Source organism: Microbacterium murale (assembly GCF_014635185.1).
Taxonomy (GTDB): Bacteria; Actinomycetota; Actinomycetes; order Actinomycetales; family Microbacteriaceae; genus Microbacterium; species Microbacterium murale.
The window spans coordinates 467,112-489,675 of sequence record NZ_BMCM01000002.1; the positions used below are offsets into that span (position 1 = coordinate 467,112).

Here is a 22,564-nt window from a genome sequence, read left to right on the forward strand (position 1 = left end):
CTGCGAAGTCGTCACGATCTGCGGCGTGCCGCTCAAGAGTGGTACGGGGCCAGCACGACCTCGACGCGCTGGAACTCCTTGAGGTCGGAGTATCCGGTGGTCGCCATCGACTTGCGCAGGGCGCCGATGAGGTTGGCGGTTCCGTCTGCGACCGGCGCCGGCCCGTAGAGGATCTCCTCCAGCGTGGCGATGCCGTCGACCGCGACGCGGCGACCGCGGGGAAGCTGCGGGTGGTGCGCCTCTGGGCCCCAGTGGAACCCGTGGCCTGGAGCATCCGTCGCCCGTGCGAGAGCGACGCCGAGCATGACGGCATCCGCGCCCATGGCGAGCGCCTTGACGATGTCGCCCGACGTGCCGACGCCGCCGTCAGCGATCACGTGCACGTAGCGTCCGCCCGACTCGTCGAGGTAGTCGCGACGGGCTGCGGCGACGTCCGAGACGGCGGTGGCCATCGGGGCGTGGATGCCGAGCACCGCACGCGTCGTGGACGCCGCTCCCCCGCCGAATCCGACGAGCACTCCGGCCGCGCCGGTGCGCATGAGGTGGAGGGATGCGGTGTAGGTGGCAGCCCCGCCGACGATCACCGGGACGTCGAGGTCGTAGATGAACTTCTTCAGGTTCAGCGGCTCGGCGACGCTGGAGACGTGCTCGGCAGAGACCGTCGTGCCGCGGATGACGAACAGATCGACGCCTGCGGCGACCACGGTCTCGTAGAGCTCCTGCGTGCGCTGCGGTGTGAGCGAGCCCGCGACGGTGACGCCCGCTTCGCGGATCTCGGCGAGGCGCGCCTTGATGAGTTCGGGCTTGATCGGCTCGGAGTAGAGCTGCTGCATGCGCACGGTGGCCTTGTCGAACGGAAGGCCGGCGATCTCGGCGAGCAGCGGCTCCGGATCTTCGTAGCGCGTCCAGACGCCCTCGAGGTCGAGCACGCCGAGGCCGCCGAGCTGGCCCAGCATGATCGCGGTCTTCGGGCTGACGACCGAGTCCATCGGCGCACCGATGATCGGGGTGTCGAACTGGTAGGCGTCGATCGACCAGCCGGTCGAGACGTCCTCCGGGTTGCGGGTTCGCCGTGACGGCACCACCGCGATGTCGTCGAACGTGTACGCGCGACGTGCGCGCTTGCCTCGGCCGAGTTCGATGTCCATGCTCACCCGTCCAGCCTACCCGGCCCGCAGCTCCGTGCCGGAGTCTGCTGCTGCAGGGGCGCGCAGCATCCGCTCGCGGGGTGCGCGCAGCATCCGTTCACGAGATGCGCGCGGCATCCCTTCAGGAGGTGTCGCTTAGTGTCGGGTCACGCGCCGACGTGCGGCACAAAGGACCACCTCCCGAAATGTGCCGGGCCATCCGTCCGACGGAGGTGGTCCAAATGGCCGCTTCGCGCGCGCCGAAGCGGCACAAAGGACCACCTCCCGAAATGCGCCGGGCCATCCGTCCGACGGAGGTGGCGCAATAGGCCGCTTCGCGCGCGCCGAAGCGGCAGAAAGAGACACCTCCCGCGCTCGCGGATGCCGGAGCCGTGCGGCAGCCCTCTCAGCGCGCTCGCGCGACCCGGCGCTCGTCCCAGACCGGAGCATCCGACTCGTAGACGTCGCCATCTGTCCCGAACACGAGGAAGCGGTCGAAGGAGCGGGCGAACCAGCGATCGTGCGTCACGGCGAGCACCGTGCCCTCGAACCGTGTGAGCGCCTCCTCCAGAGCCTCAGCCGATTCCAGATCGAGGTTGTCCGTCGGCTCATCGAGCAGCAGCAGCGTCGCGCCGGAGAGTTCCAGCAGCAATACCTGGAACCGTGCCTGCTGCCCGCCGGACAGCGAGTCGAACGTCTGCTGCGCCTGCCGCACCAGTCCGTAGCGGTCGAGGGCCGAACTCGCGGCTTCGCGAGGCATGCCTGCTCTGCGCTCGTCGCCGCGGTGCAGCACTTCCAACAGTGTGCGTCCGACGAATTCCGGATGCGCGTGCGTCTGGGCGAACAGTCCAGGAACCACGCGCGCACCGAGCGTCGCGCGGCCCGTGTGCGCGACAGCATCCACCTGCTCGCCGGTCGAGGTCACGTGACCGAGCGTCGGGTCGGGGTCTGTGCCGCCCCGGGCGAGCAGTCGCAGGAAGTGCGACTTGCCCGACCCGTTCGATCCGAGCACGCCGATCCGGTCGCCGTACCAGATCTCCGCGTCGAAGGGCCGCATGAGGCCGGTGAGCTCGAGGTGCTCTGCGACCACGGCGCGCTTTCCGGTGCGTGCACCGCGCAGGCGCATGTCGAACTCCTGGGACGGCGGACGCTCCTCCGGCGGCCCGGCCTCCTCGAACTTCCGCAGCCTGGTCTGCGCCGCACGATATCGCGACGCGAAGCCATCGTTCGCCTCGGCCTTCACCTTCAGATTCGCCACGAGGGTGCGCAGCTTCTCGTGCTGCTCGTCCCATCGACGGCGCAGTTCGTCGAGGCGATCCATCCGGTCGGTCCTGGCCTGGTGATAGGTGGCGAAGCCGCCGCCGTGAACCCACGCCGACGCGCCCGCGCCGCCCGGTTCGAGCGTGATGATGCGATCGGCCGCTCGGGCGAGCAGCTCGCGGTCGTGCGAGACGAGCAGCACGGTCTTCGGCGTCTGCCGCAACTGCTGCTCGATCCACCGCTTGGCCGGCACGTCGAGGTAGTTGTCCGGCTCGTCGAGGAGCAGCACGTCATCCGGTCCGCGCAACAGAGCCTCCAGCGCGAGGCGCTTCTGCTCTCCTCCGGAGAGGGTGACAAGCTCGCGATAGCGCGCCCGTTCGAACGGCACACCAAGGGCGGCGACAGTGCACTGATCCCACACGGTCTCGTGCTCATAGCCGCCGGCATCCGCGTATTCGGCGAGCGCTGTGGCGTACCGCATCTGCGTGTCGTGCTCGTCGCGCTCGATCAGGGCATTCTCGGCCGCCTCGAGCGCCAGCGACGCCTCGCGGATGCGGCGAGGAGCCACCCGCACCAGCAGCTCCTGCACCGTCTGACCTGCCTCGCCGTGACCGACGAACTGGTCCATGACGCCGAGTCCGCCATCGATCGTGACGACACCGGCATCGGGTGCCGTCTCGCCGCGGATGATCCGCAGCAGCGTGGTCTTGCCCGCGCCGTTCGGTCCGATCAGCGCACTCGTCGAGCCCGCACCGACGCGGAACGTCACTTCGTCGAGCAGCGGTCTGCCGTCCGGCAGGGTCAGCGAGATGGCTGAGATGTCGATGTAGCCCACGGGTGAAGCCGTCCTTCCGCCCGCATGGCGAGCCGATCAGGCTATCAGTTCCGTGGGGCGGATGCTCAGACCAGAGTGCTGGAGGTCGGCACCGGGTTCGAGAAGAGGTCGAGCACCGGGCAGTGCTCGTCGACGACCTTGCGGAGGTTGGCGTACTCGTCGGCGCTGTTCGGACCCGTGATGTCGACCTTCAGACGCACGTCGTGGAAGCCGGCACGGCCCGACTCGTCGATCCCGAAGAGCTTCTGCACGTTCAGGTCGCCCTCAGCGGTGATCTCGATCTCGTCGATCGTGAGGCCCAGCGACTGCGCGTACAGGCGGAACACGACGACCTGGCACGAGACGAGCGCACCGAGCGCGTACTCGACCGGGCTTGCGGCAGCATCGTCACCGGCGAGCGCGCCTGGCTCGTCGACCAGGAAGCGGTGCTTGCCCGCGCGCACCTCGGTGGCGACGGATCCGACGCCGCGGCCGACGACCTTGTACGTGAGGTCGGCGTTCGTCGCGTCTACGGCGATGCGCTCGTTCCACGCCGTTCCCGCATCGGTGAGGCGCTGTGCACGCTCATCAGGGGTGACATCGGCGACGGGTGCGGTCTGGTCATGGAGAAGAGTCATAGCGCGACGATAACGGCGCCGTGCGTCCGCGGCGACGGATCCCGTCATCCACCGTCACATCACGCGATCAGGCAGTGGCGCGCGCGGCGCGCTTCTCTTCCTGGAAGACCCGGATCGCCTCATAGCGCTCGGCGGAGCGGGCCTTGCGCTTGTCGGCCTCCTGCTCGCGATTCTTCGGAGGCGCGGAAGTCACCAGTCCGTCGAGAAGGGCACGGGTCGCCAGTTCGATCTCTGCCACGGCGCGGTCGAAGACTGCCTGATTGACCCTGGACGGTGCGTTCGTTCCGGAGATCTTGCGCACGAACTGCACGGCGGCGTCGTGACACTCCTCGTCAGTCGCGGCAGGTTCCAGATTGTTCAACGGGACGATGTTGCGGCACATGCCAGCACGCTACGCCGGACCACGGACTCTCGCCAGAGGTCGCCCGAGCCCCGCACGGAGACACAGGCCGCGGAAACGGCAGGTCAGTCCGTCGTGAGTTGCTGCAGAGCCTCGGTGCGCGGCGCGTTCGGGAACAGCATCCGGAACTCCGTGCCCTCCCCCTCGGTGCTGGTGAAGTCCATCGTGCCCTCGTGAGCCATGACGATCGCACGTGTGATCACCAAGCCCAAGCCGATCCCTGGCACCGCGTTGCGCGTTGCCGTGGAAGCCCGGAAGAACCGAGTGAACAGCATCCGCTGCTCGTCTTTCGGAATGCCCAGACCCGTATCTCGCACGGCGAGGATCACGACGCCGTCCGCGTGCTGCACGCGGACGAGGACGTTCCCGCCCGCGGGGGTGAACTTGATCGCGTTCGAAAGCAGATTGTCCAGCGCCTGCCCGATGCGTCCCGCGTCGGCGAGCATGCGCACCGGCTGCTCCGGAATCTCTACGCTCAGCTCGACACCTTCGCGCTCCGCGTGCGGACCTGCGGAGACGACCGACGCACGCGCACAATCACGCAGATCGATCTCCTGCTTCGTGATCGAGAATCTGCCGGATTCGGCCTGTGCGGTGAAGAGCAGATCTCCGACGAGGTTGAGCAGTCGCTGCGCATTGCGCTCGATGATGTCGGCGAACTCGGCCTGATCGGTCGTCAGCGGCTGCGCCGGGTCGTTGCGCAGCAGATCGAGGAATCCGATGATCGCGCTCAGCGGGGTGCGCAGCTCATGCGAGATCATCCCGACGAACTCGTCCTTCATGCGCGCGACCTCGACCGCGCGGGTCTCATCCGTGACGACGAAGATGTATCCCTCGGGCTGGTTCTTCGACCCCTGCCTGCGGGTCACGGTGACTCTCGCCGGTACCGTCGAGCTGCCGGCCGTCGTCACCTGGATGTCGCCGTCGAGCGGGATCTCAGCGGCGGCGCGCGCGAACAGCGCTCGCAGCCCAGGGTGAACCTCCGACGGCGCATCACGGTCGGTCTCGGGAAGCTCGTCCGCGATCACGCGAAGAACGTCCTCCGAGAAGAACCGGTCGATGCAGACGTCATCCAGTGCTTCGCGGCTTGAAAGCCCCAGCAGCCGCTCGGCACCCGGGTTCCAGGCCACGATGATGCCGCGATCATCAGTCGCGATCACGGCCTGCGCGGTGATGGATGCCCACAGGCTCTCGAACGAATCCAGCAACGCACGGTACTGCCGCTCGCTCTCCCGCAGGCTCGCGACCATCTCGACGTTCTCTGCGAGAGCTTCGGTGCGCTCGGTGACGAGGCGCTCGGCCAAGTCTGCGCGCAGACGCTGCTGACGCGAGAGCTCGTTCACCACCGCCGCGACCGCCGCGAACACGAGAGGACTGATCACTCCGCGCAGCCAGTCGACCGCACGCACCGGCGGTTCCAGGAAGTACGGCGTGAGCACGGCGACAGAACTGAGCACTGCCACGAGGACCACATAGCGGATGCCTGGCGCAGCCGCGAGCCAGATCACCGGCAGCAGCACGAGCGAGCCGAACAGCGACTGCGCCCCTCCAGTGCCGGCGCGGATGCCACCCAGCCCGACGATGTCGATCATCGGAATGATGAGGACGGCGATGCCGTCGAGGTCGCCGCGCACGCTGAGCACGATCGCATACACGGTGGCAGCGGCGATCAGGGCGCTGCCGACGACGGTCGCCGTCAGGTCGCTGAACCCGAGTTCGGGGATGAAGGCGACGAGGATCAGGGCGATGAGGGCTGCAACGATCGTGGGGAGCTGTTTCACGATCGGCGTGGGATTGTCGAGAAGTCGACGCCACGGGCTCTCGATGCGATCCTGCGTTGTCACGGCGTTCATGCGCTGATCCGTCCGAGCGCGTCATGAAGCCGCGCGCCGGTGATCGGCTTCGGCAGAGCCGCGTCGGCGGGCGGATAGTCCTCCGGGTTGAGCACGGAGCTGATGATGACGAAGCAGTGCGGGAAACGCTCGCGAATCCTGCGAGCGCACTCCTGACCGGACATCCCAGGCAGGATCAGGTCGACGACGGCGATCGCCGGGTCTATGCCGTCGAACGCGGCGATCGCGGACTCTGCATCCGATGCCGTGAATGCGTCGTAGCCCTCCCGGGTGAGGTGGCGACGCAGCAGCGCGGTCTGGTCGTCGCTGTCTTCGACGATGAGCGCGAGAGGTCGAGCGCTCATCGCAGGAACAGCTCTCGCAACACGACGACGCCGGCGACGATCACCACGGAGACGACCCCCTGCCACAGCAGGTGGCGCTCTCTCCTCGCGTCGCGTGCGATCTCCTCCGATTCGGCCGCATAGTCCGATTCGGCCTCATACGATGACGATCCGGTCATGAGTCGACCCGTCCGATCTTCTCGGTCTTGATCCATGCGGCGTCGGCATGACGCCATTCCTTGACGTAAGAATCCACGGTGATGGCGCACAGGAGCGAACCATAACCGAAGACGTACAGGAGCAGCCCCGCGAAGAAGTGTCCGCCCGGCAGATGCTCGATCGCGCGCGCGAGCCAGACGCCGAGCATCGAGATGGGTCCCCACAGGTAGAAGATCACAGACCAGACGAATCGGGTCTGATCCGTCAGCGCGCCGCCGAGCAGAGTCACGATGCTCACGAACAGCCAGGGGAAGAGCGCGATGGCCATGAGGATGAGCGCCCCGAGCCCCGGGAACAGGATCGCCTCGCGCCAGGAGCGCCAGCCGACGCGGGAATCCAGCTGCACGGAGTAGACGATGGAGAACAGGTAGACGCACGCCGCGAAGATCCACATGAACCGGAACACGACTTCGGCGATGTCGCTGTGCAGCAGGAGCAGTGTCAGCAGCGCGAGAGCCGCGAGCAGCATGAACGCGGGAAGCAGCAGGATCGTGAACCACGACAGCCCGAAGACGAAGCTGCCGAGGTTGTGGACACGACTCGGCCGGAACCACAGTCTGCGATAGATGGACGTCAGCTGCACGTTGCCGCGAGCCCACCGCAGCCGCTGCTTCCACAGGGCGTCGATCGTTCGAGGCTCTTCGGCGTAGACCACCGCATGAGGCTCGAACACCATCCGGCGACCCTTCAACTGACCCTCGAACGTCGTCATCGTGTCCTCTGCGAGCGTGCCGCTCGGAATGCGGCCGCCGATCGCCTCGAGGTTCGCCCGTGAGTGCAACTGTGCACCGCCGGCCAGGCAGGCGATCGCCCCCTGCACGTTCTGCGCGCGACGGGAGGAGAGCTGGCTTATGACGTACTCCACGCCGATGAAGCGGGTCAGGTAATTGCGATCGCGACTGCCCTCCGCGATGTACGCCGTCACCGCCCCGACCTTCTCATCCGCGAGGTGCCTGCTGAGCTTGCGCAGTGAGTCCTTCGCGAAGATCACGTCGGCGTCCATGATGAGGACGGCTTCGGTCCAGTCATCCGCCAGCACGACATCGAGACCGTGGTTCAGCGTATGCGCCTTGCCCTCTCCGCCGACGTCGCGGCGCAGGTGATTCACTCGTCCCGGATATGCCTGCGACTTCGCGGCGACGATCTCCGGCGTGTCGTCAGTGGAGGCATCGTCGATGACGAAGACCCTCAGGCGTTCAGCGGGGTACTCCAGTTGGAGGATGCGCTCGATGGCGGGCCCGATGACCATCCCCTCATTCCACGCCGGGATCAGGACGGCGATGTTCGGGTGGTACGGCTTCGCACGGCTGTAGTGATTGCGGAACGCGTGCACCGGCAGCGTGAGGAACTGCAGTGCGGTGTTGATCACGGGCAGGGTACCGACGAGCACGCACGCGAGCAGGAAGATGACGACGCTGACCTGCAGCCAGGTGAGATCAGCGATCACGTGACGGCCTCGCCGACCAGCTGGCGCACGCGCGAGTACCGTCCGACGGTCGAGGCCTCATGACTGTCGGTCGACGCGACGAGCGTCGCTCCGGCGTCGTGCAGTGCGGCGAGCGCTGCGGGTGCGGGGCATCCCCACTTCTCGTTCACCTCGACGAGCGTGTCGCTCGCCGCTGCGGCCTCGGCCCAGGCAGTGAGGCGCTCACCGCCCAGGTCGCTCTCGTCCAGTCCGATCTTCGGGACGATGGAGAAGCAGTGCGCGAGTTGGTTTCCCGGGTGGCGTCGCATCGAGGCGATCAAGGCCGTGACGAGCTGGTCGAGGACGTCGTCGCTCTTCCAACCCGCGGCGATGCGTTCGCGGACGGCGGTCGGGCTGAGCGGCCCGCCCTCACCGGGGAACTGATGATCGGCGATCAGGATGCGGTCGATCCCCGTCGGCAGGGCGGGGATGTCGAGTTCTCCGGATGCATCGAGGATCTTGGCCTCGACGCCGGTGAGCACGGTGAGCCCTTCGGGGACGACCAGCGACCGAACGGCAGCCAGGTATTCGGGCACCCAGGTCGTGCTCTGGCGCACGTGGTCGACGAGGCGCAGCGTCCTCAGCCCAGCGGCGTGCGCGGCGGCCACGTTCTCCTCGGGCGAGGAGACGGCGTCATCCGAGAACGTCGAGTGCACGTGGTGATCACCGCGCAGCAGCGCGTCGATCATGAATCCTCCTGGTGACCGGCGTGCGGAGACTCCAGCAGTTCATCGATCTCGACCACGATGTCTTCGAGGAAACGCACCGACGCCACCTCTCGGAACGGCACCCGGCGGGGCAGCTCATCACCGAGGAACAGATCGACGACGAGCGAGGGGATGTCGACGCCGGCTGCGATCGTGAGCGGCAGCGCACCGGGAAAGCGCGGGTTCACCTCCAGCAGCATCGCGCGTCCTGCCCGATCGCGACGCAGCTGGACGTTGGCCACGCCGACAAGGCCGATGGCCCTGGCGATGATCGCTGCAGTCTCCTGCAGTTCCTCGTCGTGCACCGTCCGGCCGGCGATCGCGACACCAGAGTCGACTCGCGCGCGCGTGCGGGGCACGGCGGCGACGACGTGTCCGGTCGCGTCCGCGATCACGTCGACCGAATACTCCTCGCCGGGCAGGAGATCCTGCACGATGAGGCCTTCATCGGTCGGGAGTGCTTCGAGCGCCGCGCGGTCGGGCACGACGCGGATGCCGCGACTGCCGGCTCCCTGCCGAGGCTTGGCGAACGCCGGGAACTCCCAATCGACTTCCAGGGCGTCGGGTCCCGCGAGGACGGTCCGCGGCGCACGCCCGGTCGCCGCGCACCGATCGGCGAGGACGAGTTTGTCCAACGCCGTGCGCAGCGTCTCGGCTGACGGCGCGGCGAGGACGGCCGGTGCGAGTTCATCGCGACGATCAGCGACTGCTTCAAGCTCGACGTCGACGGTCGAGATGACCAGGTCGAGCCGGTCGTCCGCGACGAGGCGCACCAGCGCCGGCACGAAGTCCTCGGACTTCCCCGGTGGAACGAGCCGGCGCTGAGCGGGCGGGACGAGATAGATCCCGCTGGCCCAGCCGTCCATGTCGGCGGCGAACACCGTCAGATCGTCGCGCTTCAACAGCGATCGGATCACGGCGACTCCTGCGGGACCACCCGCGCCGGTCACCAGCACACGCGTGGTCATCAGCTCTCCAGTCGGGAGGGTTCATGGACGCGAATGGCGTCAGCGGTCTCGCGCACGATCTCGAGCGGCTCCACAGCGGTGCCGCCACCGAACCGCGACCAGTAACGGGCGGTCGCCATCACGAAATCGGAGGTCAGGTAGTCCCTGTTCGCCGTCTGGCTCCGGAAGCACTCGAGCAGTTCGATCTTCTGCGTCATGAACTGATCCACCCTCACGAAGCGCGTGGGCCGATAGTCGATGGTGGCCGAAGGGCTCTGATAGCAGGCGACCGTGCCGACCTTGCGCGTCGCCACGACGGTGGCTTCCCCGACGGCGCGGTGATCCTGATGGCGATCGTTCGCGGAGTGCGTGTAGACGATGGTCGGCTGCACCTCGCGCACGACCTCTTCGATGAGCCGCACAGTGGGTCCGCCTCCGGAGATCTCCGTGTCGATGAGGTCTTTGAGGAACAGACGGGCGCGCAGCCTTTCGGCTGCGGCGAGAGACTCGTGCTGACGGCTGTCGGCGTCACCGCCCTGAGATCCCCGCGAGAGGGTCAGGATCGTGATGTCGTCGCCGGCGTGCGCATGTGCGGAGAGGATGCCGCCCACGCCGATCTCGACGTCGTCCGGGTGCGCCCCTATCGCGAGAACGACCTGCTTGCTTCGTCGCTCCTCGCGTCGACGACGCCCCTCCTCCGCCAGGCGTGTGACGACCTCGACGAGTTTGGCGCTGTCGATCGGCTTGGTGAGGAACTCGTCCGCCTGCGCGCGCAGCGCGGCGACCGCGTAGTCGACCGAGACGTGCGCGGTCATGATGACCACAGGCACATCGGGCACGCGGATCCGGAGCTGCTCGAGCAGTTCCAGTCCGCTCACACCGGGCATCTCGATGTCGGCGACGACGACGTCCGGCGGAACGGCTTCCACCTGGGCCAGGGCGCTCAGGCCGTCCGCGGCGACGTCGACGGTGCATCCGGCGCGCCGTTCCAGCAGCGTCTTGACGAGCAGTGCGACGTCAGGGTCGTCATCGACGACGAGTATGCGAGGAACGTCCTCCGGCATGGGTGCAGCACTCCTTGGGGAGATTCCCTGCCGATCTGGGGAAATCAGCGGCGACGGTTCCGAGCCTTCATCAGCCGGCGCGCAGAGGGAAAGGGGCGAGTGAGGTCTCGTCGATTGTCGCACAGCGCTACCGGCGGAACCCTCTCGCGTACGCGGGGATGCGAAAAGGGCGGATGCCGCAGCATCCGCCCCTTTCCTGGAAACGGGATCTACTTCTTGTAGTTGGGCGCCTCGACGACGATCTGCACGTCGTGCGGGTGCGACTCCTTGAGCCCTGCCGAGGTGATGCGCACGAACTTGCCGCGTGTCTTGAGCTCTTCGATCGTGCGGGCGCCGACGTAGAACATCGACTGACGCAGGCCTCCGATCAGCTGATAGGCCACCGCAGAAACGGGTCCGCGGTAGGGCACCTGACCTTCGATGCCCTCGGGGATGAGCTTGTCATCGCTGGGCACGTCGGCCTGGAAGTAGCGGTCCTTCGAGTACGAGGTCTGCTTGCCGCGGGTCTGCATCGCACCGAGCGAACCCATGCCGCGGTACTGCTTGAACTGCTTGCCCGACTGGAACACGATCTCCCCCGGAGACTCGTCGGTTCCGGCGAGCAGAGAGCCGAGCATGACAGCATCCGCACCGGCGACGAGCGCCTTGGCGATGTCGCCCGAGTACTGCAGACCGCCATCGGCGATCACCGGAATTCCGGCGGGACGGGCTGCGAGCGACGCCTCGTACACGGCGGTCACCTGCGGAACGCCGACACCCGCGACGACGCGCGTCGTGCAGATGGAGCCGGGCCCGACGCCGACCTTGAGGGCGTCCACGCCGGCGTCGATGAGTGCCTGCGCACCCTCGCGGGTCGCGACCTGACCGCCCATGATGTCGATGTGGGCGAACGACTCGTCCGCCTTGAGGCGCTTGACGATGTCGATGACGCCCTGCGCGTGCCCGTTGGCCGTGTCCACGACCAGGATGTCGACTCCGGCGTCTCGCAGCGCCTCTGCACGCTCCCATGCGTCGCCGAAGAAACCGATCGCCGCGGCGACACGCAGACGCCCCTGGTCGTCCTTGGTGGCAAGCGGATACTTCTCGCTCTTGTCGAAGTCCTTGATGGTGATGAGTCCGGCGAGCTTGCCGTCTTCGTCGATCAGCGGCAGCTTCTCGACGCGGTGCTTCGCGAACAGTGCGATGACCTCGCCCGCGGCGACGCCGACCTTCGCGGTGACCAGGTCCGACGACGTCATGACGTCCTTGACGAACGTCGTCTGACGCTCGAAGCCGGAGACGAAGCGCATGTCACGGTTCGTGATGATGCCGACGAGGTGTCCATCGGGGTCGACGACCGGAAGGCCGGAGATACGGTACTTCGCGCACAGGTTGTCGACCTCTTCGACGGTCGCGTCGGGGGTGGTCGTGATGGGATCCGTGATCATGCCCGACTCGCTGCGCTTGACGCGGTCGACGTGTGCGGCCTGATCGGCGATCGAGAGATTGCGGTGCAGAACGCCGATGCCGCCCTCACGCGCCATGGCGATGGCCATGCGGGATTCGGTGACGGTGTCCATCGCGCTGGAGAGCAGCGGTGTCGCGACCGAGATGCGGCGGGTGATGCGCGAGGACGTGTCGGCCTCGCTGGGGATAACGTCGGTATGACCCGGAAGGAGCAGCACATCGTCATACGTGAGTCCGACGAAACCGAAGGGATCGTGCTGGTCCATGGATGAGCCTCCTGCGCGCGCGTGTTCTACCGGGAATGTCGTCTGTACAGATTCTAAACGCCGTCGCCTGAAGAACATTCCCGCGCCGTTGTCGCAAGCATCCGATCGCAGAGGCCGGTCAGGTTACACCTGTGTCACCAATCGGCCGCGCGGCTAGTGAATCGCCACTTCGCCCAGTACGCTCAAATCCACGCCTGCGGCCGACCCGAAGCCGCGGCGAGCACTCACAGTGGAGGTTGCGTGGGACCCACGTCTACAGCCGTCCGACGCGTCCGGCCATGGTTGGTCGCGCTCCTCGGCGTGCTGATCGCTCTATCAGCCATGGTGCTCCAGCCACCGGCATCCGCTCTCGCAGACGAGACGGACGACGGCCAGGAGATCACCGATTTCTACTTCGCCGGGGTGATCACGTTCGACGACGAACCGATCCCCGACGTCACCGTCAAGATCGAGGGGAACGGCTTCGACGCCGAGACCGACACGGATGCCGAGGGCAAGTGGCGACTCTATGTTCCGGAGAAGGAGACCTACACGCTCACTGTTGATGAGGACACGCTCCCCGAAGGCGTGATCGTCGAAGGCGACTCCGCATCACAGGAGGTGGAGTTCGCGCTCACGAACACGAAGATCGTGAACCTGTTCCTCGGAGAGGGCGTCCGAGAGACGACATCGTTCATCGATCAGCTGCTCTCCCGCATCGTGGGCGGGCTGAACTTCGGTCTGCTGCTGGGTCTCGCGTCCATGGGCGCCGCCCTCATCTACGGCACGACGCGCCTGTCGAACTTCGCCCATGGCGAGATGGTCACCTGGGGCGCTGTGGTCGCGCTGCTGTTCACGACGTTCTGGCACCTGCCCCTCTGGCTCGGCATCATCGCGGCAGTCATCGGAGGCGGTCTGCTGGGGCTCGCCCTGGATGCCGGGCTCTGGCGTCCGCTCCGGCGACGAGGTCTCGGCATCGTGCAGCTGATGATCGTCAGCATCGGGCTCTCGCTCGCACTGCGCTACGTGCTGCAGTACATGATCGGCGGCAGCACGTACCAGCTGCAGGGTGCGAGCCCGACGCCGATCAAGTTCGGTCCGATCTCGCTGTCGTACATCGACATGATCGGCATGGGGACGAGCATCGTCGTCATCCTCGGCGTGGCCTTCTTCCTCACCCGCACCAGGGTCGGCAAGGCCACCAGAGCCATCTCCGACAATCCGCAGCTGGCCGCGGCATCCGGAATCGATGTCGACAAGGTCGTGCGGATCGTGTGGGTGCTCGCTGGAGTGCTCGCCGCGATCTCCGGCGTCCTGTGGGCGTACTTCCGCCCCGGGGTGAAGTGGGACATGGGCATGCAGATGCTGCTGCTCATCTTCTGCGCCATCACGCTCGGCGGCCTCGGCTCCGCGATCGGCGCGCTCATCGGTTCGATCATCGTCGGCCTGGCCGTCGAGGTCTCGACGCTGCTGGGTGTGCCGTCTGATCTCAAGTACGCGACCGCGCTGGTCGCGCTGATCGTGATCCTTCTCGTCAGGCCGCAGGGCCTGCTCGGGCGCAGGGAAAGGCTGGGCTGACGCATGGACTTCGGAAACATCTTCGGCAACACCGCCTCCTATCTCTTCAGCCCGACGACGATCGCCTACGCGCTCGCCGCCACCGGACTCGCCGTGCACTTCGGCTACGGCGGACTGCTCAACTTCGGCATGGCCGCGTTCATGGCGGTCGGCGGCTACGGGTACGCGATCTCGATCCTCAGCTTCGGGTTCCCGTGGTGGGCCGGCGTGCTCGCGGGCGTGCTCGCGGGTGCTGTGTTCGCTCTGGTCCTCGGCATCCCGACTCTTCGTCTGCGCGCCGACTATCTCGCCATCGCGACGATCGCGACCGCCGAGGTGGTGCGGCTGCTGTTCCTCACCGAGCTGTTCCGCGAATGGACCAACTCGGCAGGCGGTCTCTCCGGATACCACCAGAGCTTCCGCGACATGAACCCGTTCCCGCCCGGAATCTACGGCTTCGGCCCGTGGACCTACAACGAGAACGATCTCTGGGTGCGCGTGTTCGGCCTGCTCGTGCTCACGCTGTCGGTGCTGCTCGTCTGGGCCCTGATGCGCAGCCCGTGGGGTCGGGTGCTCAAGGGCATCCGTGAAGACGAGGATGCGGTGCGATCGCTCGGTAAGAACGTGTTCGCGTACAAGATGCAGGCGCTCGTGGTCGGTGGGGTCATCGGCGCCCTCGGCGGCATCGTCTTCGTCCTGCCGTCCGCCGTGATCCCCGGCAGCTACTCGACCTCGCTGACGTTCTTCCTGTGGACGATCCTGCTGCTGGGTGGGGCGGCGACCGTCTTCGGCCCGACGCTGGGCGCCGTGCTGTTCTGGGTCGTGTTCGCCTTCCTCGGCGGCCTGCTGCCGGAGATGGCGCGCATCGGCGCTCTGCCGATGACGACGAACCAGGCCGACGTGGTGCGCTACATCGTGATCGGCATCGTCCTGATGCTGATCGTGATCTTCCGGCCGCAGGGCATCCTCGGAAACAAGAGGGAGATGACCTTTGTCAAGTGAAATCACGCCCGGCGCTCCGGCGACCGGCAGCGTCACACGTCCCAAGACCACGGGTCTCGCCAAGGGGCCGGCGGAGCCCGGTGTCGCCAAGGTCGATCCCATCCTCATCGCGGACAACGTGAAGCGGCATTTCGGCGGCCTCACCGCGGTCGACGTCGATCACCTCGAGGTCCCGCGCGGCGCCATCACGGCACTGATCGGGCCGAACGGAGCCGGCAAGACGACCCTGTTCAACCTGCTGTGCGGCTTCGACAAGCCCAACGCCGGCACCTGGTCGTTCGATGGCACGAACCTGTCGGGCGTGCCGTCGTTCAAGGTCGCCCGCATGGGCCAGGTGCGCACGTTCCAGCTCACCAAGTCGCTGTCGCTGCTCACCGTGCTCGAGAACATGAAACTCGGTGCGCCGGATCAGCGCGGCGAGGGCTTCTGGGCGGGGCTGTTCCCGTTCCTGTGGCGCGCGCAGGAGGCCGAGATCGAAGAGCGCGCGCGCGGACTGCTCGCCCGCTTCAAGCTCGACACCAAGGAGAAGGACTTCGCAGCCTCGCTCTCGGGCGGGCAGCGCAAGCTACTCGAGATGGCGCGCGCGCTGATGAGCGACCCGTCGCTGGTGATGCTCGACGAGCCGATGGCCGGCGTCAACCCGGCGCTGACGCAGTCGCTGCTCGATCACATCCTCGATCTGAAGGATCTCGGCATGACCGTGCTCTTCGTCGAACACGACATGCACATGGTGCGCCACATCGCCGACTGGGTGGTCGTGATGGCCGAAGGACGCATCGTCGCCGAGGGTCCGCCGAGCACCGTCATGGAAGACCCTGCCGTCGTCGACGCCTACCTCGGCGCGCATCAGGATGTGGATCTGGGCGCGGTCACCGGTCGTCTGCCGGTGATCTCGGATGCCGCGGCCGCAGAGCTGCGCGGGCAGATCGAGGCTGAGGCCGAAGCAGAGATCGAGAGCCCCGGGGAGGGGAAGGCATGAGTGAAGGATCTGTCGACACGCGCGACGTCGTCGTCGAGATGACGGATGTGCACGCCGGCTACCTGCCGGGCGTGAACATCCTCAACGGTGCGAACCTCGTCGCGCGCAAGGGTGAGCTGATCGGCATCATCGGCCCGAACGGCGCCGGCAAGTCGACGCTGCTCAAGGCGATCTTCGGCATGGTGCAGGTGCGCGGTGGCGAGATCACGGTCAACGGCGAGAGCATCGTGGGGCTGAAGGCGGACCGGCTCGTCAGGCGCGGTGTGGCCTTCGTGCCGCAGACGAACAACGTCTTCCCCTCGCTGACGATCGAGGAGAACCTGCAGATGGGGCTCTATCAGAACCCCAAGATCTACAAGGAGCGGCTGGAGTTCGTCAGCGGCATCTTCGCGGAGCTCGGCACCAGGTTGAAGCAGCGCGCCGGTTCGCTGTCCGGCGGCGAACGCCAGATGGTGGCGATGTCGCGTGCTCTGATGATGGATCCGTCTGTGCTGCTGCTCGATGAGCCGTCGGCCGGCCTGTCCCCCGTCCGGCAGGATGACGCGTTCATCCGCGTCTCCGACATCAACAAGGCCGGCGTCACGACGATCATGGTCGAGCAGAACGCCCGCCGCTGCCTGCAGATCTGCGACCGCGGCTACGTGCTCGACCAAGGCCGCGACGCGCACGAGGGCACCGGTCGCGATCTGCTGAACGATCCGAAGGTGATCGGTCTGTACCTCGGCACGCTGGGGGACGCGGCGTAGTCCGTCGCCCTCTAGGCTCGTCCTCATGACGAGCATTCTGTATCTGGGCGGCACAGGGACCATCAGCGCGGCGTGCGTGCGCCGTTCGATCGAGCGCGGGCACGACGTGACCGTCGTGAACCGCGGCAGCGGACGACGCGGACTGCCGGATGACGTCACCGTGGTGTCCGCCGACATCCGCGACGCTGAGGCGCTGAAGACGGCCCTGGCCGGTCGCGAGTTCGACGCCGTCGCCGACTTCCTCTCGTTCTCCCCCGCCGACGTCACGCGCAACCTGGGTGTGTTCGAGGGGCACACCGGGCAGTACGTCTTCATCAGCTCGGCATCCGCCTATCAGAAGCCCCCGGCGCAACTGCCGATCACCGAGCAGACGCCCCTGGAGAACCCGTTCTGGCAGTACTCGCGCGACAAGATCGCGTGCGAGGACGTGCTGTTCAGCGCCCACAGCGAACGGAGCCTGCCCGTCACCGTCGTACGTCCGTCGCACACTTACGACGAGCGGTCGATCCCGACTCTCGGCGGCTGGACCGACATCGCCCGCATGCGCGATGGGCGGCCGGTCATCGTGCACGGCGACGGGACGAGCCTGTGGACCATCACGCACTCCGACGACTTCGCCGTCGCCTTCACCGGGCTCGTCGGCCGTTCAGAGGCGATCGGCGAGGCGTACACGATCACCGGGTCGCACGCGCCGACGTGGAATCAGATCTACGGCTGGCTCGCGGATGCGGCCGGAGTCGAGGCGCCGGAGCTCGTGCACGTCGCATCCGACACGATCGCCGCTCTCGCACCCGAACTCGGGCCGACGCTGCTCGGAGACAAGGCGCATTCGATCGTGTTCGACACGTCCAAGGTGCAGGCGCTGGTGCCGGAGTTCGCCACGACGATCACGCTCGATGAGGGTGCCAGGCGGATCCTCGCCCACTACGACAGCCACCCCGAGGCGCAGATCGTGGATGCCGAGCGCGACGCACAGTTCGACCGCCTCGCCGCGCACGCCCGCGCCGCCGCGTAGCCCGGCCACGCCGCCGCGTAACCCGGCCACCGCCGCGCGGGAGGTGTCGCAAGTGGCCGCCTCACCTCGCCCCACGCGACACCAAGCGACACCTCCCCCAGCCCGGCCTCGACTCCCCCGCGAGCAGGTGTCCCAAGTGGCCGCCTCACCTCGCTCCACACGACGCCAAGCGCCACCTCCCCCAGCCCGGCCTCGACTCGCCCGCGAGCAGGTGTCGCAAACGGCCGCCTCACCTCGCCCCACACGACACCAAGCGACACCTCCCCCAGCCCGGCCTCGGCTCCCCCACGGGCGGTTCCCCACGGGCGCCGCGGGCACGAAGAAGGGGCTTCGGATGCCGGCATCCGAAGCCCCTTCTCACACAGTGTTACTTGATGCGGGTCTGCACGTTGTCCGCGTCGAACTCGTAGACGCCGATCGCGGCGCCTGCCGGGTCGTTGTCGTCGTTGAACGTAACCTCGCCGGAGTAGCCGTCGTAGTCGGCCGTTCCTCCGCCGTTGATGATCTCGGCGCAGTCGGCGAAACTGGTGCACTTCTCGCCCTCACCGGAACCACCGGAGACCTCCTGCATGGCGCCGGCGATGTCCTCGCCCTCGACCGACACGGCCTGCAGCGCCGCGAGGGCGATGAGGATCGTGGCGTCGTACGCCTCGGCCGAGTAGGTCAGGGCGTCGATCGGCTCGTTGCCCTCGGCGGTCCAGACCTCGTTCAGCTGATCGATGAAGTCATCCGGCAGCTCTGCGCCTGCGCGCGTGCCCTTCGATCCCTCGAGGCTGACACCGAGGTCCGGCCAGTCCTTCAGGTTGCCGTCGACGAGGTACAGCGCACCGGTGTCGACGCCTGCGTTGCCGAGCAGCGGTGCGATCGTGGCGAACTGGTCGTACGACACGATGGCCACAGCATCCGGGTTCGCGGCCGCGATCGTCTGCACCTGGGCGTTGAACTGTCCGTCACCCTGGTTGTAGGAGGCCTCGGCGACGACCTCGCCACCGGTGCCCTCGAACGTCGACTTGATCGCCTCGAACAGGCCGGTGCCGTACGGGTCGTTCTGGTAGATGATGCCGAGCGTCTTGTGGCCGTCCTCGGCGATCTGGTTGCCGAGCACCTCGCCCTGCAGGTTGTCGCTCGGAGCCGTGCGGAAGTACAGCGGGTTGATGCCGGTGAAGTCGGCCGACGTGTTCGACGGCGAGACCGTGAAGATGCCGGATCCGGCGTTGCCGTCGAGGATCAGCTTCGTCACGCTCGAGGATGCCGCTCCCACCATCGCCGTGACGCCGGCGCTCTGCAGGTTGGTGATCGAGGTCTCGTATGCCTTGTTGTCGAGGTCGCCCTCGTCTTCGGAGGTGAGCTCGACGGTGATGCCGGCGGCCGCCTCGTTGATCTCGGACACGGCGAGCTGCACACCGGCCTCCATCGGCGCTCCGAGGAAGGACAGCGAGCCAGTGGAGGGAAGCAGCGATCCCAACTGGAGAGTCAGATCGACCTCAGCCGGACGGTCGCCGCCGCCCGTGTCTTCGGTCGCCTCTGGCGCGGGCGTGCTGCAGCCCGTGATCACAAGCGCCGATGCGCCGACCAGCGCGATGCCGGCAAGCCACTTCGTACGCGTCTGCGTGCGGTTCATAATGCTCCTTTGCGACGACGGGCATGGCGATACATGCCCGGATGATCCCACCTTATGGCGGGGCCGTGCGTGCTGGGTATCGGTGCGCTAACGATCTTGTTTCGCGTTGAACACGGTCCTCAGCGCGCGCTCGCACACGACACCGCTTCGCGCGCTCACGGCACGGGAGCCACGCGCGCGCGGCGACCGCGACGCCCGGCACGCAGCAGGTCGACGACGAACACCCCGACCGCGATCCACACGAGGATGAAACCGATCCAGCGCTCGGTCGGCATCGGCTCATGAAGCAGCAGCACTCCGGTGAGGAACTGCATGATCGGGGTGATGAACTGGATCATCCCGATCACCGTGAGGTTGATGCGCCGGGCGCCGGAGGCGAACAGCAGCAGCGGCACGGCCGTGGCGACGCCGGCGAACAGCATGAGGACGGTGTGCCATGTGCTGACGGTGCCGAAGGTGATGCCGGTGGTCTGCGCGACGATGATCAGCTGCACGACGGCGATGGGCAGCAGCCAGAACGATTCGAGCGTGAGTCCGCTCACGGCATCCACCGCGGGCCCGATCTTCTTCTTGATCAATCCGTAGGTGCCGAAGGATGCCGTCAGCGACAGCGCGATCCACGGGAACGAGCCGTACGCGACGATGATCACGACGACCGCCACGACGGCGACGCCGATCGCGACCCATTGCAGACGGCGGATGCGCTCGCGCAGCACGAAGACGCCGAGCAGCACCGTGGTGATCGGGTTGATGAAGTAGCCCAGCGCGGTCTCCACGACGTGGCCGCTGAGTGTTCCGATCAGGAAGACCTGCCAGTTGACGTAGATCAGCACTCCGGCGAGCGCCGTCCACGCGAGCAGCTTCGGCTGCCGGATGATCGCCATGATGCGCCGCCATCCCCGAGCGACCGTGAGCAGCAGCAGGCAGAACACGAACGAGAACACGACCCGTGCAGCGACGACCTCCCACGGCCCTGTGGGCACGAGCAGCAGGAAGTACAGCGGCAGGAACCCCCAGATCAGGTACGCGCCTACCGAGTAGGCGACGCCGAGCCCTTGCTGGGCGCGGTCGGAGGGCTGGGGTGTCACAGACTCACATTAGTGTCCGCGGCAGACACCCCTACCGCCCGCGCGGCAAACGACCTATAGTGAGCGTGTCCGACGCCGTTGGGGATACGGCTGACGAAACAAATATGAGCGAGTCCGAAGTCGTGCTCGCGCTGGATCTGGGGACGAGCCGCATCCTGGCGGCGACAGCCGGTCTCGCGCCGAGCGGAGAGATCGAGGCTGTCTCCTTCGTGCTGGGGCACCGGAGCGGCAGCGCAGCCGCGCTCGTTTTCGTGACCGACTCCGGCGATCTGCTGTTCGGCGATGACGCCGAGCAGCGCGGGTTCGAACGTCCCGAGAATCTCATCCGCTCTTTTCTCCCCCGCGTCGGCGACGAGGTGCCTCTGATCGCCTCCGGTCGAGCATTCACCGCGGCGGAACTCACCGCACGGCTGGTCACGTGGGCCGGGAGCATCTCCACGCAGCGCCATGGCGCTACGCCCGTGATCGCGATCGGACATCCGTCCTCTTGGACGGGGCACCGTGTCGCGTCGCTCCGCGGTGCGCTGAGCGACTCCGGCATCGAGCACGTCACACTCATGCCGTCTGCCGAGGCGGCGGCGCACCACCACGATGCGCTGCTCGCCGGGTCGGAGGACCATCCGCTGCAGCCCGGCGACACCGTCGCGGTGTACGACCTCGGCGGCACGTCCTTCGAAGCCACGGTCCTCCGCAAGGATGCCGGAGGCGGGTTCGGCATCCTCGGCGAGCCGGTCGCCATCGCCGATCTGGGCGGGGCAGCGTTCGACGACGCCGTAGTGGATCACGCCATGCGACTGTCCGGCACGGACACCAGGGGTATGCCGGATGCCACGACGCGCATAGCGCTCGCGCGATTGCGCCGCGCGAGCGTCGCAGCCAAGGAGGCGCTCTCCTTCGATGCGGACGCCACGATCCCGCTGACGCTCAGCGGGAACGGATCCACCGTGCGCATCACGCGCTCCGAGCTCGAGGCGATGATGGATCCCGCGCTGGAGCGCACTCTCGACGGCCTCGAACGCGCGCTCGATTCCGCGCGAGTGGGAGCGGATGATCTGGAGTTCATCCTGCTCACCGGAGGCTCTGCGCATATCCCGCTGGTGGCCCAGCGACTCTCCGAGCGCTTCGACCTCCCGCTCGTCACCGCTGCGGATGCCGCTGCCGCGCTCGGCGCCGCCCGTCTCGGTGTGCTCCGTGAGCGCGCGCGGCGTGGGCTCGTCGTCGCCGAGGCTGAGTCGTCGGCTGCGGAGAACCTCGTGGAGATCGACCTCGCCGCCCCCGGCTCTTCGTCGCGGCCGCACCGCAGACCGCGACTGCGTGCGGTGCTCGCCGGCGCATCGATCCGCTCGGCGACGCCAGCGGCGGTGACGCTGGCCGCTGTGGTCGTCGCCGCCGGCGTGGCCACCACGACAGCGGGGGCGGCGATCTTCCGCGATGCCGCAGACGATGCCGCAGCATCACGCACCACCACGGAGGCCGCGGCCGGCAGCCTCGTCGCCGACCCGTTCGCGCTCCTGCTCGACGACCCCACAGCATCGCAGGCCGTCGAACTCGTCACGCCTGCCGCGCCCGATGCCGACTCGGACGTCGAGACCGACCCCGATCGGGATTCGTCCGGCCCGCGCGAGGCCGTCCGCGACACGCTGTCGCAACCGCGAACGCCGAAGGCGTCCACACCGCAGAGCGGTACGCGGCGGGGGCCTCAGGTGGAGAACTCGTCGCCGGCCGCTCCGCCGGCATCCGCCCCGAAGCCCTCGCAGCCCGCGGGAACGAACCCGTCGCCGCGGCCCACCACCGGCCCAGCGCCCGTGCCGTCCGATCCTGCACCAGACCCGACGCCGTCCGACCCTGCACCATCGGACCCGCCGTCAGACCCCGCGCCCGATCCGGTACCCACGGATCCTGCGCCCGACCCCGCCCCATCAGACCCAGCCCCGTCAGACCCCGCGCCGTCCGACCAGGCACCATCGGACCCCCCGCCGACACCGCCCACCGAGGAGCCGCCGGCTCCCATCGCGACCGTTGCGCCGAGCACAGAGAGCTGACGAGCA

General features: G+C 67.4%; 20 protein-coding genes. 6 read left to right on the top strand and 14 right to left on the bottom strand.

Translation table 11 applies throughout. The features are described from left to right. Positions 1–32: 32 nt before the first annotated feature. The 12 genes from IEV67_RS08590 to guaB all read right to left on the bottom strand — a co-directional run bounded on the left by IEV67_RS08590 (position 33) and on the right by guaB (position 12,529). Positions 33–1,148, bottom strand: coding sequence for a GuaB3 family IMP dehydrogenase-related protein (locus IEV67_RS08590; RefSeq protein WP_188436347.1), 1,116 nt, complete (start codon positions 1,146–1,148; stop codon positions 33–35). A gap of 385 nt (positions 1,149–1,533) precedes the next feature. Next, positions 1,534–3,222 carry an ABC-F family ATP-binding cassette domain-containing protein gene (locus tag IEV67_RS08595; RefSeq protein ID WP_188436156.1) on the bottom strand — a complete coding sequence of 563 codons (1,689 nt, stop codon included), beginning with the start codon at positions 3,220–3,222 and terminating at the stop codon, positions 1,534–1,536. A 65-nt stretch (positions 3,223–3,287) separates the two neighbouring features. Beyond that, positions 3,288–3,839, bottom strand: coding sequence for an OsmC family protein (locus tag IEV67_RS08600; RefSeq protein ID WP_188436157.1), 552 nt, complete (start codon positions 3,837–3,839; stop codon positions 3,288–3,290). Between the two features lie 67 nt (positions 3,840–3,906). Continuing rightward, a complete protein-coding gene (locus tag IEV67_RS08605) occupies positions 3,907–4,221 on the bottom strand; it encodes a DUF2277 domain-containing protein (protein WP_188436158.1) in 315 nt (104 codons plus the stop codon). An 83-nt stretch (positions 4,222–4,304) separates the two neighbouring features. Beyond that, complete coding sequence (locus tag IEV67_RS08610) at positions 4,305–6,092, bottom strand: sensor histidine kinase (RefSeq protein WP_188436159.1); 1,788 nt, start codon at positions 6,090–6,092, stop codon at positions 4,305–4,307. Continuing rightward, positions 6,089–6,436, bottom strand: coding sequence for a response regulator (locus IEV67_RS08615; RefSeq protein ID WP_188436160.1), 348 nt, complete (start codon positions 6,434–6,436; stop codon positions 6,089–6,091). The genes IEV67_RS08610 and IEV67_RS08615 overlap by 4 nt, the downstream gene beginning before the upstream one ends. Further along, positions 6,433–6,594, bottom strand: coding sequence for a hypothetical protein (locus tag IEV67_RS08620; protein ID WP_188436161.1), 162 nt, complete (start codon positions 6,592–6,594; stop codon positions 6,433–6,435). The genes IEV67_RS08615 and IEV67_RS08620 overlap by 4 nt, the downstream gene beginning before the upstream one ends. Continuing rightward, positions 6,591–8,078 (bottom strand): glycosyltransferase family 2 protein, encoded by a 1,488-nt coding sequence (locus IEV67_RS08625; RefSeq protein WP_188436348.1) that lies wholly within the window; start codon positions 8,076–8,078, stop codon positions 6,591–6,593. The genes IEV67_RS08620 and IEV67_RS08625 overlap by 4 nt, the downstream gene beginning before the upstream one ends. Beyond that, the gene (locus IEV67_RS08630) at positions 8,078–8,788 is read right to left on the bottom strand and encodes a PHP domain-containing protein (RefSeq protein ID WP_188436162.1); all 711 of its coding nucleotides are present in this window, start codon (positions 8,786–8,788) and stop codon (positions 8,078–8,080) included. The genes IEV67_RS08625 and IEV67_RS08630 overlap by 1 nt, the downstream gene beginning before the upstream one ends. Then, a complete protein-coding gene (locus tag IEV67_RS08635; protein ID WP_188436163.1) occupies positions 8,785–9,774 on the bottom strand; it encodes an ATP-grasp domain-containing protein in 990 nt (329 codons plus the stop codon). The genes IEV67_RS08630 and IEV67_RS08635 overlap by 4 nt, the downstream gene beginning before the upstream one ends. Then, positions 9,774–10,817 carry a response regulator gene (locus tag IEV67_RS08640; protein WP_188436164.1) on the bottom strand — a complete coding sequence of 348 codons (1,044 nt, stop codon included), beginning with the start codon at positions 10,815–10,817 and terminating at the stop codon, positions 9,774–9,776. The genes IEV67_RS08635 and IEV67_RS08640 overlap by 1 nt, the downstream gene beginning before the upstream one ends. Positions 10,818–11,026: 209 nt before the next feature. Beyond that, entirely contained in the window at positions 11,027–12,529 is a 1,503-nt protein-coding gene (guaB, locus tag IEV67_RS08645) for an IMP dehydrogenase (RefSeq protein WP_188436165.1), read from the bottom strand. Positions 12,530–12,850: 321 nt separating this feature from the next. Here guaB and IEV67_RS08650 point away from each other — a divergent pair, with 321 nt between their 5' ends. The 5 genes from IEV67_RS08650 to IEV67_RS08670 are packed head-to-tail and all read left to right on the top strand — an operon-like array spanning position 12,851 to position 17,807. Continuing rightward, positions 12,851–14,086: an ABC transporter permease subunit gene (locus IEV67_RS08650; RefSeq protein ID WP_373284464.1), complete on the top strand. Its 1,236-nt coding sequence runs from the start codon at positions 12,851–12,853 to the stop codon at positions 14,084–14,086. 3 nt (positions 14,087–14,089) lie between these two features. Continuing rightward, entirely contained in the window at positions 14,090–15,067 is a 978-nt protein-coding gene (locus IEV67_RS08655; protein ID WP_188436166.1) for a branched-chain amino acid ABC transporter permease, read from the top strand. Further along, positions 15,057–16,046 (top strand): ABC transporter ATP-binding protein, encoded by a 990-nt coding sequence (locus IEV67_RS08660; protein WP_188436167.1) that lies wholly within the window; start codon positions 15,057–15,059, stop codon positions 16,044–16,046. The genes IEV67_RS08655 and IEV67_RS08660 overlap by 11 nt, the downstream gene beginning before the upstream one ends. Next, on the top strand, positions 16,043–16,792 hold the full coding sequence (locus IEV67_RS08665) for an ABC transporter ATP-binding protein (RefSeq protein WP_188436168.1): 750 nt from the start codon (positions 16,043–16,045) through the stop codon (positions 16,790–16,792). The genes IEV67_RS08660 and IEV67_RS08665 overlap by 4 nt, the downstream gene beginning before the upstream one ends. Positions 16,793–16,817: 25 nt before the next feature. Beyond that, the gene (locus tag IEV67_RS08670) at positions 16,818–17,807 is read left to right on the top strand and encodes an NAD-dependent epimerase/dehydratase family protein (RefSeq protein WP_188436169.1); all 990 of its coding nucleotides are present in this window, start codon (positions 16,818–16,820) and stop codon (positions 17,805–17,807) included. A gap of 367 nt (positions 17,808–18,174) precedes the next feature. Here the strand turns inward: IEV67_RS08670 and IEV67_RS08675 are convergent, their stop codons facing one another. Both IEV67_RS08675 and rarD read right to left on the bottom strand, forming a co-directional pair. Further along, the gene (locus IEV67_RS08675) at positions 18,175–19,428 is read right to left on the bottom strand and encodes an ABC transporter substrate-binding protein (RefSeq protein WP_188436170.1); all 1,254 of its coding nucleotides are present in this window, start codon (positions 19,426–19,428) and stop codon (positions 18,175–18,177) included. A 155-nt stretch (positions 19,429–19,583) separates the two neighbouring features. Further along, positions 19,584–20,516 carry an EamA family transporter RarD gene (rarD, locus tag IEV67_RS08680; RefSeq protein WP_188436171.1) on the bottom strand — a complete coding sequence of 311 codons (933 nt, stop codon included), beginning with the start codon at positions 20,514–20,516 and terminating at the stop codon, positions 19,584–19,586. Between the two features lie 104 nt (positions 20,517–20,620). Here rarD and IEV67_RS19080 point away from each other — a divergent pair, with 104 nt between their 5' ends. After that, positions 20,621–22,558, top strand: a complete 1,938-nt coding sequence (locus tag IEV67_RS19080) for an Hsp70 family protein (RefSeq protein ID WP_188436172.1) — start codon at positions 20,621–20,623, stop codon at positions 22,556–22,558. Positions 22,559–22,564 lie beyond the last annotated feature (6 nt).

What these genes read in the sequence shown, in the direction of transcription:
- IEV67_RS08655 (WP_188436166.1), top strand. Translation starts at nt 14,090, where the DNA reads ATGGACTTCGGAAACATCTTCGGCAACACCGCCTCCTATCTCTTCAGC.
- guaB (WP_188436165.1), bottom strand. Translation starts at nt 12,529, where the DNA reads ATGGACCAGCACGATCCCTTCGGTTTCGTCGGACTCACGTATGACGAT.
- IEV67_RS08640 (WP_188436164.1), bottom strand. Translation starts at nt 10,817, where the DNA reads ATGCCGGAGGACGTTCCTCGCATACTCGTCGTCGATGACGACCCTGAC.
- IEV67_RS08600 (WP_188436157.1), bottom strand. Translation starts at nt 3,839, where the DNA reads ATGACTCTTCTCCATGACCAGACCGCACCCGTCGCCGATGTCACCCCT.
- IEV67_RS08635 (WP_188436163.1), bottom strand. Translation starts at nt 9,774, where the DNA reads ATGACCACGCGTGTGCTGGTGACCGGCGCGGGTGGTCCCGCAGGAGTC.
- IEV67_RS08590 (WP_188436347.1), bottom strand. Translation starts at nt 1,148, where the DNA reads ATGGACATCGAACTCGGCCGAGGCAAGCGCGCACGTCGCGCGTACACG.
- IEV67_RS08665 (WP_188436168.1), top strand. Translation starts at nt 16,043, where the DNA reads ATGAGTGAAGGATCTGTCGACACGCGCGACGTCGTCGTCGAGATGACG.
- IEV67_RS08610 (WP_188436159.1), bottom strand. Translation starts at nt 6,092, where the DNA reads ATGAACGCCGTGACAACGCAGGATCGCATCGAGAGCCCGTGGCGTCGA.
- IEV67_RS08630 (WP_188436162.1), bottom strand. Translation starts at nt 8,788, where the DNA reads ATGATCGACGCGCTGCTGCGCGGTGATCACCACGTGCACTCGACGTTC.
- IEV67_RS19080 (WP_188436172.1), top strand. Translation starts at nt 20,621, where the DNA reads ATGAGCGAGTCCGAAGTCGTGCTCGCGCTGGATCTGGGGACGAGCCGC.
- IEV67_RS08670 (WP_188436169.1), top strand. Translation starts at nt 16,818, where the DNA reads ATGACGAGCATTCTGTATCTGGGCGGCACAGGGACCATCAGCGCGGCG.
- IEV67_RS08620 (WP_188436161.1), bottom strand. Translation starts at nt 6,594, where the DNA reads ATGACCGGATCGTCATCGTATGAGGCCGAATCGGACTATGCGGCCGAA.
- IEV67_RS08650 (WP_373284464.1), top strand. Translation starts at nt 12,851, where the DNA reads ATGGTGCTCCAGCCACCGGCATCCGCTCTCGCAGACGAGACGGACGAC.
- IEV67_RS08615 (WP_188436160.1), bottom strand. Translation starts at nt 6,436, where the DNA reads ATGAGCGCTCGACCTCTCGCGCTCATCGTCGAAGACAGCGACGACCAG.
- IEV67_RS08605 (WP_188436158.1), bottom strand. Translation starts at nt 4,221, where the DNA reads ATGTGCCGCAACATCGTCCCGTTGAACAATCTGGAACCTGCCGCGACT.
- IEV67_RS08675 (WP_188436170.1), bottom strand. Translation starts at nt 19,428, where the DNA reads ATGAACCGCACGCAGACGCGTACGAAGTGGCTTGCCGGCATCGCGCTG.